This is a genomic window from Chitinophaga tropicalis, assembly GCF_009758205.1.
GTDB lineage: Bacteria > Bacteroidota > Bacteroidia > Chitinophagales > Chitinophagaceae > Chitinophaga > Chitinophaga tropicalis.
On the sequence record NZ_WRXN01000011.1, the window covers coordinates 130,284 to 143,674 of the forward strand.

General features: G+C 44.7%; 10 protein-coding genes. 3 read left to right on the plus strand and 7 right to left on the minus strand.

Annotation, left to right across the window (positions count from 1 at the left end; all coding sequences use genetic code 11):
- Positions 1 to 22: 22 nt before the first annotated feature.
- The 3 genes from GO493_RS22320 to GO493_RS22330 all read right to left on the minus strand — a co-directional run bounded on the left by GO493_RS22320 (position 23) and on the right by GO493_RS22330 (position 5,208).
- Positions 23 to 3,499 (minus strand): TonB-dependent receptor, encoded by a 3,477-nt coding sequence (locus tag GO493_RS22320; protein ID WP_157308444.1) that lies wholly within the window; start codon positions 3,497 to 3,499, stop codon positions 23 to 25.
- 49 nt (positions 3,500 to 3,548) lie between these two features.
- A complete protein-coding gene (locus tag GO493_RS22325) occupies positions 3,549 to 4,559 on the minus strand; it encodes a FecR family protein (protein ID WP_157308445.1) in 1,011 nt (336 codons plus the stop codon).
- 64 nt (positions 4,560 to 4,623) lie between these two features.
- Positions 4,624 to 5,208, minus strand: a complete 585-nt coding sequence (locus GO493_RS22330) for an RNA polymerase sigma-70 factor (protein WP_157308446.1) — start codon at positions 5,206 to 5,208, stop codon at positions 4,624 to 4,626.
- Positions 5,209 to 5,522: 314 nt separating this feature from the next.
- Here GO493_RS22330 and GO493_RS22335 point away from each other — a divergent pair, with 314 nt between their 5' ends.
- The gene (locus GO493_RS22335; RefSeq protein WP_157308447.1) at positions 5,523 to 5,765 is read left to right on the plus strand and encodes a hypothetical protein; all 243 of its coding nucleotides are present in this window, start codon (positions 5,523 to 5,525) and stop codon (positions 5,763 to 5,765) included.
- An 82-nt stretch (positions 5,766 to 5,847) separates the two neighbouring features.
- On the plus strand, positions 5,848 to 6,267 hold the full coding sequence (locus GO493_RS22340; RefSeq protein WP_157308448.1) for a hypothetical protein: 420 nt from the start codon (positions 5,848 to 5,850) through the stop codon (positions 6,265 to 6,267).
- Here GO493_RS22340 and GO493_RS22345 read toward each other — a convergent pair.
- Both GO493_RS22345 and GO493_RS22350 read right to left on the minus strand, forming a co-directional pair.
- Entirely contained in the window at positions 6,248 to 7,126 is an 879-nt protein-coding gene (locus tag GO493_RS22345; protein WP_157308449.1) for a DMT family transporter, read from the minus strand. The genes GO493_RS22340 and GO493_RS22345 overlap by 20 nt on opposite strands.
- A 73-nt stretch (positions 7,127 to 7,199) precedes the next feature.
- Positions 7,200 to 8,660, minus strand: coding sequence for a sialate O-acetylesterase (locus tag GO493_RS22350; RefSeq protein ID WP_157308450.1), 1,461 nt, complete (start codon positions 8,658 to 8,660; stop codon positions 7,200 to 7,202).
- A 170-nt stretch (positions 8,661 to 8,830) separates the two neighbouring features.
- Here GO493_RS22350 and GO493_RS22355 point away from each other — a divergent pair, with 170 nt between their 5' ends.
- Positions 8,831 to 9,070 carry a hypothetical protein gene (locus GO493_RS22355; RefSeq protein ID WP_157308451.1) on the plus strand — a complete coding sequence of 80 codons (240 nt, stop codon included), beginning with the start codon at positions 8,831 to 8,833 and terminating at the stop codon, positions 9,068 to 9,070.
- Between the two features lie 493 nt (positions 9,071 to 9,563).
- Here the strand turns inward: GO493_RS22355 and GO493_RS22360 are convergent, their stop codons facing one another.
- Together GO493_RS22360 and GO493_RS22365 are read right to left on the minus strand one after the other, a co-directional pair.
- Positions 9,564 to 12,017: a glutaminase family protein gene (locus GO493_RS22360; protein ID WP_157308452.1), complete on the minus strand. Its 2,454-nt coding sequence runs from the start codon at positions 12,015 to 12,017 to the stop codon at positions 9,564 to 9,566.
- Positions 12,018 to 12,197: 180 nt separating this feature from the next.
- Positions 12,198 to 13,364 carry a PepSY-associated TM helix domain-containing protein gene (locus GO493_RS22365; RefSeq protein ID WP_157308453.1) on the minus strand — a complete coding sequence of 389 codons (1,167 nt, stop codon included), beginning with the start codon at positions 13,362 to 13,364 and terminating at the stop codon, positions 12,198 to 12,200.
- Between the last annotated feature and the right edge of the window lie 27 nt (positions 13,365 to 13,391).

The window sequence follows — 13,391 nt, forward strand, 5'->3', positions numbered from 1 at the left end:
CAATGAACTTTAATAACCATTATCAGAATTTCAGGTCCAGGCCAAATGAGAAAGTGGCCGCATTCGGATAGTTACGTCCTGCAATAGCGTTGTAATTGGAGAAGCTCAGCTTATCATCATACTGAGTAAACTCCGGATCAACGCCTACTTCCCTGAAACGTCCGGGCGTTAAAGTGAGCAGGTTCTGGCTGGTGAAGTAGATACGTGCACCCTGTATCTTCAGCATGTCTGTAACCCGTTTAGGCAATGAATAACCTATCTGCAGGTTTTTCAGGCGCAGGTATTTGGTATCATACATCCAGTAGTCTGAATAGGCGAAGTTATTGGCGTTGGCGCTGCCAATGGTAAGACGTGGATAGCTGGCATCCGGGTTGGTGGGCGTCCAGCGGTCCAGGTGCTGCTCCATTGCATGATCTTCATTGTTGTGGAATGCTTCTACAATATCCCCGCGAAGGAATTGTGATCTTTTTCCAACTCCCTGCCAGAACATGGAGAAATCAAAGTTCCTCCAGGTGGCAGCATAAGAGAAACCGAAGGTATAGCGGGGGAAAGGATTACCGAAAACGTAGCGGTCGTCAGCATCTATCACGCCATCACCATTACGGTCAATATATTTGATATCTCCCGGTACTACCTGCTGGTTATAAGCAAAAGGTACCTTAGGCGCATTCTTGATATCGTCCAGGTTCTGGTAAAGACCGTTAGACTTGTAACCATAGTACGACGCTATAGGAAACCCTTCCTTCACTATGAATGTGAAGTCAGCGCCCTGTATTGACGGCTGACCAAATTTCACCACTTTGTTCAGGTTGTCTGAGAGATTACCGGAAATGGTATGGCTCACTTCACCTGTTTTAGCATGATAGGAAACAGAAAGTTCCCATCCCTGGTTCTGTACCTTACCTACGTTCTGCAGAGAGGAACCTATACCAGCTGTACCAGGCACTACCTGGTAAAGGTAAATACCGGATGTGTTCTTGTTGAAGTAATCAAACGACGCAGTGATCTTGCTATTAAAAAGATCTACATCAATACCATAGTTGCTCATGGTAGATATTTCCCACTCCAGGGTTTCATTGTAAGCAGAGAAATTGGCTCCCGTATTAGGTGCATTATTAAAAGGATATTTGGAAGGGTCCAGCGTCACCCTTGCCAGGTAGTTATACCCTCCGATGTTGGAGTTACCCACCTGTCCCCATGAATAGCGCAGTTTCACATTACCGTATTTATCCCTGAAGTCCTGCAGGAAGGCTTCGTCTGTAACACGCCATCCTAATGAAAAAGCCGGGAAGAACTGCCAGCGGTGACCAGGGGCCAGTTTGGAAGAGCCATCATAACGCCAGGTAAATTCTGCCAGGTACTTATCATTGTATGCGTAGTTCACCCTGCCAAAGAGGGAGTTCAGTGCATAAAGGTTAGGATTGGTAATATCATTATAGGTGCCGATGTTGGCATAATCGAAGCTACCGTCAGGCTTTGGAATATAGCCACCACCAATGGCCCAGTCTCCATCCAGGTTGGTCGTGTTATACCTGCTGGCACGGATAGCGTTATATTCTGTTATGGCATCACTGCGCGCTCCGACCTGTGCTTTCACATAATGCTTTCCGAAAGTATTCTCATATTCTGCCGTACCGTATACATTTGTGGTTACATCTTTATATTCAGTGATGGACTGCTGATTGTAAACCGGCGGATTGGCAGTGGTATAATAAGGTGCGTAAGTGTATTTGTTTACCCGGGTTTTCTCATTGGTGATGAAGTAATTGCCGGAAGCGTTAAAATTCAGTTTAAAGTGATTTACCGGGGTGATGGTAATATCCAGTCCCCCCAGCAGGTTATCCACTTCTTTCATATTATATCCACCGTATTCCAGCTGGGCAAATACGTTATTGCTGTTCAACGCCGGTACCACATAGTTACCCAGGGAATCCTTAATAGCATAGATGCGTGGTGTACGTACCGCGTCCCTTATCAGGAAACCAATGTCTGGCGCCTGTTTGCGGGTATAGGCCTTCGAATAGGCCAGGTTGGCATTTACCTTTACATACTTGCTCACATCTACAGAAAGATTAGCGCGGGTATTGTAACGCTTGTAGTAGAAATCCTGGTTTACATAAGAGTTTTCCAGCATGTTGCCCTGGTTCACATAACCGAGGGAAACGAGATAGCTGCTGCTTTTACCACCCCCTGTCAGGCTCAGGCTATGGTTTTGCTGAGGAGTGATACGGCGTATCATCTCTCTCAGGTAAGCCGGCTCAGAACCGCGCTGATGCCAGTAGCTGATCTCTTCCGGTGTGAATTGCGGTGTTTTACCGGAGTTCACCAGCGCTTCATTCTTCAGGGTCATGTATTCCCATCCTTCCACATTACGGGGTAATGTGGTTGGCATTTGCCAGCCATACATGCCATTATATTGTACAGAGGGCTTTTCATCTTTACTGCCTCTTTTCGTAGTGATATAGATCACACCATTGGCAGCCTGCGAGCCATAGATAGCGGAGGAAGCTGCATCTTTCAGTACGGAGATGGTTTCCACATCATATGGGTTCAGGTTCTGTAAACCGTCGCGGCCAGCCTGTACGCCATCAATGATAATAAGCGGAGCATTGCCGGTAAGACTGCCCACACCACGGATGTTGAGGGTCATGGCTGATCCCGGTTCTGCAGTGTTCTGTTGCAGAATCAGGTTAGGCGCTGTTCCCTGCAATGCCTGGAACATGTTGGTAACAGGCCTGCTCTGAATATCTTTCGTGGAGATGGTATTGATGGCGGCTGTTACCTGTGTCTTTTTCTGTGTGCCGTAAGCTGTAACCACTACCTCTCCCAGGTCCTTAGAGTCGGCAGTAAGCATTACGGTAATATTATTACGGCCGGCGATCCCTACCTCCGACGGAATGAAGCCAACGGAAGAGCAGGCCAAGGTACCATTGGCTTGCCCAGCCGGGATCTTTAACGTAAAAAAACCGTTATCATTTGTAGAGGTCCCTATGTTGGTGCCCTGCAAACGGACGTTTACACCAGGTATACCTTCTCCTTTATTATCTACAACACGGCCATTGATAGTGATATCTTCCTGTTGCCTGGCCAGGTTATTTTTCAGGATGATCTTATTACTGATCATCTCAAAACGTATATTCAATGGAGATAGCATCTGGTCCAGCACTTCCGTCAGTTGTTTATCCTTAACGGAGAGGGATATTTTCTGTGCAGAACGGATCTCATCATTTGAATATACAAACACATAAGTTGTTTGCTGTTCGATCTTTTCCAGCACCTGGGCAAGGTTTTCATCATTGACCTGCAGGCTGATACGGTTTTCAAGAGGCTTATCGTTTTCTTTTACCTGTTGTCCATCGCTGTAGTGGTTTGCACCGGCGGCAAATGCCACCTGTGCTTTCAGGTCAAACATGCTTAATAAGGTCATGCAGACAAAAAGCGGCAGGAACAACGGGCGGAAAGAACCATAAGATAGCATGGGTAGCATTCTTTCTTTCATAACGCGGTTGTTAATTGATTGATGAGAAGTAAAACGTGAACTATGATTTTTATTCGCTGATTAAAACAGTACTGTCAGTAATTGTATAATGGAAGTTTTTGGATCTTGCCAGGTAGTACATGATATCCTGCAGGTTATTATCCCTGAAAGAACCTGTGAGCCTGTAATAACGTGGTACATCGGACATAAAAAGCACCTTCTTGCCAAAGGTCCTTTCCAGTTCTGAGGAAATATCTTCCAGTGTTCTGTCCCTGAACACCAGCCGGCCTTCCGTCCACGCAATATCTTCTGCCGCTACAGTAGCCTCTTTAACAATATTCTGCACAGTTGGGCGATAGGTAACTTTCTCATCCGGGGTGATAAAGACAGTATCCGGATCATCTTTTCTTCCTGAGATAAATGCTACCTTACCCGTCTTCACGGAAGTCTGCACAGGTTCATTTTCATAGGCACGTACATTAAAAGATGTACCAAGTACATATACCATACCTGTGGAAAGATGGACAATAAAAGGTTTCTGCGGATTTGCGGCAACGTCAAAGAAAGCCTCTCCTTCAAGATATACACTGCGGGATTCCCCATCAAACACTTCAGGATAGGTTAGTTTACTCTGGGAGTTAAGCCAGATCTTACTACCGTCTGTCAGCTCAATGCTGGCGCGGGTAGCTTTGCCATTCTCACGGTGAAGCCATTCTGTAGTATCTGCCAGGGCAGTTATTGGCCCGTTCTGTTTTGCCGGTTGCCTGTATATCAGCGTTACTGCTACTGTAATAGTAACAGCGGCCACTGCTGCCGCCATCCATTTCCAGGGAAAGAGTTTTTTAACAGGTCTTTCTATTCTTGACAATGTTCTTTGCAGCGCTTGTTCAGTATCTGCAGAGGAATGATAAGCTGATTCCGTAAAGTATTGCTGAAGGATATGGAACTGTTCTCTTAATACAGCATCTTCCTGCAACATCTTTTCCAATGTTGCCAGTTCTTCTATTGTGGCTTCTCCTGCCAGCTTCCTGGCCGCTAACGTGGTAAATAATTCTTCGTTCATCATGATACGTCTGTACATAAATAAGGACAGGAGATATTTACAAACTACTTACAGGATCTAAAAATAATTTTCAGAGCAGAAGTCAATCCTTCTTAGGTCTCAGCCTGGAAGTAATGTATGGGCCTATTACTTCATTGAGACGCTTCATAGCGCGGAAAAGCTGTGTTTCTACAGTACGGGGAGAGATATTGAGTATTTCGGCAACATCCTTATATTTAAATCCCTCCTCTTTGATAAGCTTAAATACCCGGCGGCATTGGTCCGGCAAACGGTTTACTTCCTGGTCCATTTTAAAGAGGATCTCTTTCCATTCCATAGTCCTCTCCGGATCTATAGAGGTGGTAAGCTGGGATATGCTGGAATCATCATTCAAAGGAGCGATCCGTAAAACAGAATATTGCTCCAGGTAATTGAGTGAATGGTTTTTTACCGCCACGAAAAGATAAACCTCCAGGTTTGCTATTTTCTCCAGCTCTGCCCGCCGGTTCCAGATCTTTACAAAAACATCTGAAACGATCTCTTCAGCAGCTTCATGAGAGTATACATATTGTAGACAAAAATGCAACAGACGGTCATAGAAGTGACGAAATAGCTCTGCAAAGGCTTTTTCATCACTTTCATATGCAATCTGCTGCTGCCAGGACCTGATATTTTCACTGCTACTCATACGGCACACATGCTACACTTGCGCTGTTCGTGGAATGGAACCGCTAAATATACTAAAGATAAACGCGGCAAATGTCCCCTTTTCATGTTGGTATAGTCTTTTAAAAGAACATGTTCCTCTTAAGGACAGGAAAAGAAAAAAAACTACTTACAAAACAGGCATTTTTTTTAAGGTTTCCAGCTGAAATGGTTTCACATAACAAATATTCTTAAATACTCAGGCTGGTATATATTAAAGAAAGTATAAGCGTCGAATGGGAAAAAAGGCGTAAATTTGATAGCTATGCTATTAAAAACACAAATTGTAACCCGCTCATGATGTCTGCTACATTTACGATTGTATTGGAGATTATTGCAATTTTTGCATCATTGTCTTCATTGGCTCTCACACTGTTAAGTGCATCAAGAGAGTCAGCAAGGCTGAAAAAATTCCGCAGATACCCTCCAAAAATGCTGGTAGTAGAAGATAAATCCGGGCACATTGTGGTGCTGGACCTTGAGAAACAGGATGATGCTCAGCAATTATTACGGACTATGGACGTATTATTAGGCAAATAAAACCGATCACCAGGTATTATACCATATCACCTACTTACCTATAATCTTTTATCATATTATCCTATAAAACCTCAGTCATTCGTTGGACCAAGAAACTTCCCCGGTTGCTAATCCATCCCATGCAGCTTCCAACTCACAGCAACCGAATTCAACATCAGCCAGTATAGCCGGCGCAGGAGGCGGCACCCTATTAGTTCTACTGGCCAATAATCTACCTGATAGTTATCCGTTAAAATCCTGGATGGTGATTATAGCACCCAGCGTGTCTATTGTACTCTCCCTGTTCTGGAAGTATATCTCAAAGAAAACAAATGCTTATTTCAAAGCAAAGAAAGTAGAGCGGTCTAAAAAACTGCTGCAGAAAAAGATAGAGATGGCCTTACAGAACGACCTGATATCGCCCGGAGAAGTGGCAATGCTCAAGAGGAAAATGGCGGAAATAGAGCTGCAAAGCATTGATAACCTGGCCAACAAGATCAAATCTATTGATTTTGAGGATTGAATTTATCACGTTGGGCCAGGTAAAGACCTCCTACTACTAACACAGTACCTGCCAGTGTAAACCAGGTAATGGGTTCGTTTAACAGTGCCCAGGAAAAAAAGAAACCGAACACCGGGCAAAGGAACATCCACAAAGAGGCTTTTACTGCGTCCTTTTTGACGAGATAGAACCATAATTGCAGCGCTATTACAGATACCGGCAGGATAAGCCATCCTACTGAACACCAGAACTGAATATTGAACCGGGTATTTCTGAAATCTGCGAAAAGACAGGTAACAGGCAATAACAGGATACCTCCCAGTAATACCTGCCATCCGTTAATGACAATATTGGATAATTTCCATTTGATACGGGCATAATAGACAGTTGCAACAGACACTGACACCATTCCAAACATTAATATCAAAATACCACTTACCGTAGCATGGCTGTCTTTCAGCAAAGGCCAGGTGGCAAGTGCCACGCCGGTCAGCCCCAGTACCATACCTGTTATTTCATACCATTTCAATGCCCGCTTCATCCAGAATGCAGAGATGATCATAATGAACAAAGGACTGGTAGCTGTAGATAAACTCCCTATTCCGGCAGAGACAGATCTCATGGATAAAACAAAACAACCCAGGTAAATGGTAGTATTCATAAAGCCGAAGATCAGCAGATGCTTCCATTCCGTTTTTTCCGGCCAGGCGCTTTGTTCACGCCGGAAAAGATAAGCAAACGCCAGCATACCGCTGCCTGCTATCAGAAACCGTACGTTGGCAAGAATAAAGGGATCTGCTACCCGTATACCAAACTTAGTGGCTGCAGCAGCAGAAGCCCATAACAATGCAAAGAGAAAACCTGTAATTAGCTGGCGCATCTTTAATTCCGTTCTGTTTTTCCTCCACACAATTTTTTGAAAAGGAGAGCCGGAAACCGGCTCCCAAATATAGTTACTGCTGGCCAAAAGTTACGCCCTGCCAGTCATCTGTGCGGAAAGGACTGGCGGGTAAGCCGGCGCCATTCAACAGGTTGCCGTCGGGATTATCTGCCCAGCTATAACGTACAGCTACAGGACGAGCTACCTCACTGCTCCATACCGTTACCTTATTACCAGTGATAGTCGCTTCAGCCCAGTGGAATTTTTTATCTTCACCAGCTACTGCAAATCCTTTTAATGCAGCGCCTTGTTTTGTTTTAAGCCCATTATCAGCATGTTTAAAGGTCAATACCACTTTATTGGCGCTAATCAGCCTGGACTGATAAACAGGACCGGAAAAGGATATCTTTTCACCATAAACCTGTGCTCTTGCTATGAGGGAGAGCCGGCGGCCTACTTCCTGTTTATTTTTGGGATGAATGTCCTTTGCATCTCCAATATCCATAGCTGTAGCCATCCCTGTATTAGGCAATGACAATGTAAGCAGCTGCGCCTCCCTGAGCTCTGCCCAGTCAGATTCTCCCGGTTCTGCTTTCGGATCTTTAAATGCGGCCAGCTGTACAAAGTAGAACGGGAAGTTTCCATTGTTCCAGTGCTTACGCCAGTCTTTGATCATCAGCGGAAATAGTTTCCTGTACTGGTAAGCCCTGTTTGCATTGCCCTCTCCCTGGTACCAGATCACACCACGAATGGTATAAGGCAGCAAAGGATGGATCATTGCGTTATAAAGAAGCGTTGGTTTATTAGGATTACCCGGAGCTATCGGCGCAGGAAGGCTTTCATAAGCTTTCACCGTATCTGCAAAAGCAGGTATCTGTTTTACAGATTCCCCGCTTGTCCACGCTTCTGCCACAGTCCCCCCCCAGGAACTGTGAATTATTCCTACAGGAATATGTTCATGCCCATAGATCTCCCTGGCAAAGAAATAAGCAGTAGAAGAAAATTCAGGGATGCTTTGCGGCGAACAGGGTTGCCAGCCCCCTTCCCAGGGTTTAACATCATCCAGCGGAACACTGCTGGTAGCACGCTTTACCTGGAACAGGCGGATCTCAGGATAGTTCGCGGCCGCTATCTCCTGCTCATAATTGAGCACCTTCCCCCAACCTCTTACAGGCATTTCCATATTGGACTGGCCTGAAGCCACCCATACCTCTCCTACCAGGATATTGTCCAGTTTTATTGTATTGTGTCCGGTAATGGTCATCGTATACGGACCACCCACCGTCTGCGCCGGCAACTGTACTTTCCATTTTCCATCTGCTGTTGCCACAGCATTGTAAGTATGATTGCGAAAGCTGACAGAAATTTTTTCGCCTTTGTCTGCCCATCCCCAAACCTGGAGAGGCTTATTCCGTTGTAGTACCATATTGCTTCCTACTAAAGCAGGTAAACGAACATCTGCAAAGCTATTTATGACTAAACCTAATGAACACACCCCTGTACAAAGTGCTTTTAACAACGTGGGAAATTGCATGATTAATTGAGTTTTCTGAAAGGTAAGGTACAAAATGGGGAATAGATGCACAACCCTCAGGTAATAAACAATGTTGGCAGCTGATTTTTGATACTGTATCGTTTTTTTCAGCACCCCGAAATTTTTGGCACGAAATTTTTATGTTATCCTGGTATAAAAATGAAAAGATTATGGCAAACGGTACTATCACTTTTGATTTTGACATTAAAGCACTTCACTACCTGAATTGCAACAGCCGTTTTATCAAAGCCAGTGCAGATAAGAACGGTAATCTGGATATTGCGGCCGCCGCTTTACAATATTATAATTCAACGACAAATCATACAGATATAGCGCTGGAAAACGAAGAAGATATAAAAAGGTTCAAACATGTTGCACGCCGCTTCTTCAGTGAGTTCAGCCAGAACTGATGATGTAAGGATTTTTATATTCGAGACATGTTAAGCAGTTTTTCATCCACACCCTCCCATTGAACTGCTAATCCCAGACATCCATTATTAAATAATCCTGAATTAAATACATCCATACCCCGAAAGGTAGAAGTCCGCAAATTTATGTTTGCGGGCTTTTTTTATGTTTTGCTGATACTTTTCGGGAAATAAAAAAGGGTCGTTAAGAATAACAACCCTCTAACCATATCCTAATAAAAACCAAGTTCTTGAAAGCGTACGCTCTATACACATACACTTTGCTATCTTAAGAAAAGATTATCGACAATAAATAAAATAGGGAAAGGGGTTTGCCTTTTTTATAGTAGGATAGTTTGAATCTCTTTGTTAATGCAAATATAAATTCCCTTCTCAAATAGTTTTGTAGTACGATTACTACAGTTGTAAAACAAATATGGCGGCTGTCGTAGAACAGCCACCATATTAATTTACAGCGTATTACAATCTGCTTCTCTTATTTTTTGATAGTATCTCCCAGCAACTGCATATAGTAACCGCCCACCACACTTCTTGCCTGGAAACCTACCATTCTGCCATCGGTAGTTTCATGCCAGTCGCTCAGCGGAACACGTGTAGGTGTTTCCACAGCGTATTTATACACCGGGTCTACCAGGGCAGAGAAATCCGCGCGGTTATTTGCCAGCACTGCGGTCCACAATATCCAGTCGGATTTAGTGTATTTTTTACGGCTATCCAGCGGAAGACCAAATTGTTCCTGGCGGGTCAGATAATATTTAATCTCCTTTTCGTATACAGATGAAGGAAAGAGGCCCAGGCCCAGTACTTTGTCCCATACAAGGTTATATTTCTGGCTCCAGGTGCCTTTGTTTTCAAATGCCAGGGTATAATGATCTCCATCATCCGCCAGCTGCATCCATTTAGGTACCATTTCCTTAGCTGCCTGCCTGTATTTATCTGCAGTTGCCTTATCGCCCAATTGTTCTGCCAGCATGGCATAACAGCCAAGCCCTACAATTGCTTTTACAGAGAGATTGGCATTTCTTGCCAGGTGCCCTGCAAAGTCGTCTGTACAAAGCTGGTTGGCAGGATCAAAACCTTCTTTTAACAGGTATTCTGCCCAGGTGGTCAGTGTCTTCCAGTGTTGCTTTGCATAATTTGCATTACCTTCTGCTCTGGCAATAGCAGCCGTGAGAATGATCATGTTGCCTGATTCTTCTACAGGCATGCCCTCTCCATATACCTGACCGTTGGCCAATGGGTATGTGCCAAGATCGTGCGCGGCATAAGGCTGTGTATATTTACCGCTTTCACTGAAATAAAAAATTCCATTCAGCATTCCTTTCATCAGCTCAGGGTTATACACCAGGTATAAAGGAGCTGAAGGATAAGTAACATCTACCGTATTGATACAGCCATTACTGAAGTTCTCTTTGGAGAGGAAAAGAATTTCTCCCTGCGGACTTTTCACCAGCTTATGCGCGGCAATGCTCTGGCGGTAGCCCAGTACACATAGCTTTGCATAGTTTTCACCACCGGCTTTCCTGGTGCTTTCATACAATTCCTTATCAAAGGCAGCACAACGTTGTATAATGGAAGTATAACCGGATGCTGCTTTCTGTAGTTCTTTTTCAAAAGTATATGAAGCGTCCTTTTTCCACCAGGGCATCAGGTTGGTACCAAAGTACTGGATGGAATACAGGTCATCATATCCCAGCATGATCACCTGCTCTTTTTCTTTATCCACTTTACCCAGAGCCACGACTGTGTTCAGTACCAGCTTTCTGCCACCGGTAACTGTTTCCGGCCGGCTTTTACCAATGAAGGAAGTTAATGCCTGGGAACCTTTGGTGATGTACTGTTTTACAGCGGGCGACTGCGGTACCGCCACATAAAGATAGCCCCAGTCTATACGCAGGTCGTCTCCCTTTTTAGCCAGCACAGGCTGCGCTACTGTACCGGTTTTCAGGATGGAAAGCCCAACGTTGCTGTATTGCTGTGCTGTAACTTCCTGCGCAGAAGTATTCACCGCCAGGTCTGAGGAAGCGCCAAAATACAATTCCACATCGTGTTTAGCACCGTCGTTAGATTTTACTTTATAAGTGATATAAGTAACCGGGCGGGACAAAAGGTCCAGATCATTCAGCAACAAGGGTGAGGTAAATGCCAGGCTGACGTCTGCCTTACCACAGGTAAAAGTGTAAATTGTACGCGTAGCATCTATGGCTACACCTTTCTGCTCTCCCTCCTGTACTTTACCTATATCTGTATCTTTTTCCTTTACAGAAAAACCGGCATCCAGCCAGGCTGCACCACCGGTGTTTGTAACATGGATGGCCAATACGTTATTCTCTTTACGCAGTTTTTTCTTTGCAGATTCACTTACTGCAAAATAACCCATATGATTGAGCACGCTGTTTCTGAAGTAGATCTGCTCTCCGTTAAGATATACCTCCGCACCATCGTCATGATAGATCTTCAGAAAGAGATCTTCAAGGTTAGTATTCTTCAGGGAGAAAGTACGGCGCATCCATATCTCCCTGCTTTTCCAGGCAGTTCCCCCGTTCCTCTCTGCATCGTCAGTAAAAGGCGCTGTACCGGCAGACCATCCGGCGTCATTAAAGGAGTTTTCCTCCCATCCCTGGGCAGGAGCAGTTTCAGTGTACCTGCAGGTATAGGCGTTCTCATCAGCGGCGGCCACCACTGAATTGTACGACTCTCCCCTGGCACCCAGTACCCGGTAAGTAACTCCATCTACTTTTATGAAACCTGTGAGGGACTGCTCTGTCCCTGTCCAGTGCCGGGTAGGCGATGCCGTGAGTTTATCTGAGGCAGACCAGACACTGAAATAGGGATCGTGAGTTACCAGAGGATAGGCGGGCGCCTGCTGTTGCTGCGCATACAGCTGCTGGGTAAGCAGCATAGCAGCAATACCAAGAGTTCTTTCCATGATCTTGTGGAGCTTTATTTTTTTATGATTAAATGCATGACGTGGCGCGTAACCGCCAATGGCGGTTGCGGAATTGTTGAGACTCATAGACCTGATTATAATTATACGTGGATAAAAAAACTCACTTATGCTACCTGCACAAGTCGAAAAATAGAAATTATTTTGTGTGAAAGGTAATTTTTACGCTTTATTTTTTATAAGCGGAGCAGCACGGCGTTTTACGGGAGATTTTTTTACTTTCTTATTCCGCCTTCCCCACCATATATAAATACCGGTAACAGGAAGACTGGCACAGACGAGACTGGCAAGGAAAACAATTATTTTACCGGGAATACCCAGGATAGCACCTACATGGATATCATAGTTCATACCTCTCAGCTTATCTGCAAAACCAGCATCAGCAAAACGTCCTGTCTGTGGGCCTTTGGCAGGTAAAACCGCCAGTGTATTGCGGTCAAAATAGTAATAGTCAGATTTATAGTATGTACCTGGCCTGTAGTTAACAGAGCCGGAAATAGCCTCTGTTTTTTCTTTCGGGAAAGATATAAAGATACCGGCATGAGCAGGTGCATTTGCTTTCAGTTCCTGCCATACATGGTCTTCTGCAACGGCATACATCGCAGCCCTGGTAGTATCTGAAAGAGGAGGAACATCAGAAGGTAATTCCTGTCCGCCGGAAGTTGCGAAGTAAAGCGATTTGCTGAACCACTGGAAGCCCCATACCAGGCCGGTAAAGGCAATGATCAGCCCTATGGTAAGTATATAAAAACCCAGTACATTATGCAGGTCATAATTCACCCGGCGCCAGTTGGCATTCCATTTAACAGAGAAACGTTGTTTAGCAGCGTTTTTATTTTTTGGCCACCAGAGGATAAGGCCTGAAATGAGCATAACTACAAAGATCAGTGTAACAGAGGCCACTACCGGCTGTCCTATGGCTGGCGGCAGCCAGAGATAAAAATGTCCATGCAGTATAAAGTGGAAGAAGTCATCTTCCTCACTCCATACTTTCAGCACTTTACCTGTATAGGGGTCCATAAATACCTGGTAATAATAATCCGGGGCAGCACCCCAGAACATAACAGAGGCACTCTTATCCTTACCGGGGTAACTAACGGCATTGGGATGTTTGTCCGTCACCAGCTTTACTGCAATAGCTTTAAGCGCTGAAGGAGGCAGCATTTTCTTTCCCGGGCGCGAAGGCGTGTGTATATACGGTTTTGTAACACTCTCAATTTCCAGCTGAAACGCCAGGATACAACCTGTGATAGCTATCACGAATACGCCCAGCCCGGATATAAAGCCGAGCCAGAGATGAATCTTCCCTATGAGTTTTTTAACAGTCATTGCAGCACTGGCAGCAGCTTCCTATGC

What these genes read in the sequence shown, in the direction of transcription:
- GO493_RS22320 (WP_157308444.1), bottom strand. Translation starts at nt 3,499, where the DNA reads ATGAAAGAAAGAATGCTACCCATGCTATCTTATGGTTCTTTCCGCCCG.
- GO493_RS22325 (WP_157308445.1), bottom strand. Translation starts at nt 4,559, where the DNA reads ATGTACAGACGTATCATGATGAACGAAGAATTATTTACCACGTTAGCG.
- GO493_RS22330 (WP_157308446.1), bottom strand. Translation starts at nt 5,208, where the DNA reads ATGAGTAGCAGTGAAAATATCAGGTCCTGGCAGCAGCAGATTGCATAT.
- GO493_RS22335 (WP_157308447.1), top strand. Translation starts at nt 5,523, where the DNA reads ATGATGTCTGCTACATTTACGATTGTATTGGAGATTATTGCAATTTTT.
- GO493_RS22345 (WP_157308449.1), bottom strand. Translation starts at nt 7,126, where the DNA reads ATGCGCCAGCTAATTACAGGTTTTCTCTTTGCATTGTTATGGGCTTCT.
- GO493_RS22350 (WP_157308450.1), bottom strand. Translation starts at nt 8,660, where the DNA reads ATGCAATTTCCCACGTTGTTAAAAGCACTTTGTACAGGGGTGTGTTCA.
- GO493_RS22355 (WP_157308451.1), top strand. Translation starts at nt 8,831, where the DNA reads ATGGCAAACGGTACTATCACTTTTGATTTTGACATTAAAGCACTTCAC.
- GO493_RS22360 (WP_157308452.1), bottom strand. Translation starts at nt 12,017, where the DNA reads ATGGAAAGAACTCTTGGTATTGCTGCTATGCTGCTTACCCAGCAGCTG.
- GO493_RS22365 (WP_157308453.1), bottom strand. Translation starts at nt 13,364, where the DNA reads ATGACTGTTAAAAAACTCATAGGGAAGATTCATCTCTGGCTCGGCTTT.